Raw genomic sequence first — 790 nt, 5'->3', positions numbered from 1 at the left:
GTTCTTATAATGGAGCTACCGGACTTTGGGTTGTAGGTAGTGTTGCGACAGGTAGTTTTGAAACTTTGCAGGTAACTGCTACAGTAACTACTACAGGTAATTATGAAAACATAGCTGAGGTAACGGCTAGTGACTTGCCCGATCCTGACAGTACACCAAATAATGCTGTTGATACGGAGGACGATTACGCCAGTGCGACTACTGTACCAATAAGCGCAGAAGCTGATCTTTCAATTATAAAGACGGTTTTAGGTTCAACAACTCCACTAGTTGGAGGTCAGGTTACTTTTTCGGTGACAATAAGAAATATAGGTCCTCAGGATGCCACAGGAGTACAGGTAACTGATTTACTTCCTGACGGATACACATTTGTATCTTATAGTGCCACATCAGGTAGCTATGATAGTATAACAGGTTTATGGGACTTGGGAGGCTTATCTAATGGTAGCAATGAAACATTACAGGTAACTGCAACGGTTAATGCTACAGGTAATTATTTAAATATTGCAGAAGTTTCGGCGAGTGACCAAGCTGATCCCGACAGTACACCTAATAATGATGATGGAGATCAAAGTGAGGATGATGAGGATAATGCAATTGTAACGCCTGTAAGCACAGCCGCCGATTTATCATTAACTAAAACGGTTAATAATGCCACTCCGCTTGTTGGGTCACAGATAATTTTTGAGGTGGTTGTGTCCAATGCTGGTCCTCAGGATGCTACAGGGGTAGAGGTAACTGATTTATTACCTGACGGATATACTTATAACAGTTTTACAGCTACAACAGG

Annotated in this window: 1 protein-coding gene; it reads left to right on the top strand. The window is 41.6% G+C overall.

From position 1 onward, the window contains the following. Window positions 1-790 (top strand): CARDB domain-containing protein (locus tag ABS768_RS17565; protein ID WP_408076252.1); only part of this gene is annotated, 790 nt, incomplete at both ends.

Origin of the sequence: Flavobacterium rhizophilum (assembly GCF_046000485.1) — a bacterium.
Classification (GTDB): Bacteria; Bacteroidota; Bacteroidia; order Flavobacteriales; family Flavobacteriaceae; genus Flavobacterium; species Flavobacterium rhizophilum.
The sequence above is the reverse complement of the archived record's forward strand: the minus strand, read 5'-3'. Positions and strand labels throughout refer to the sequence as shown.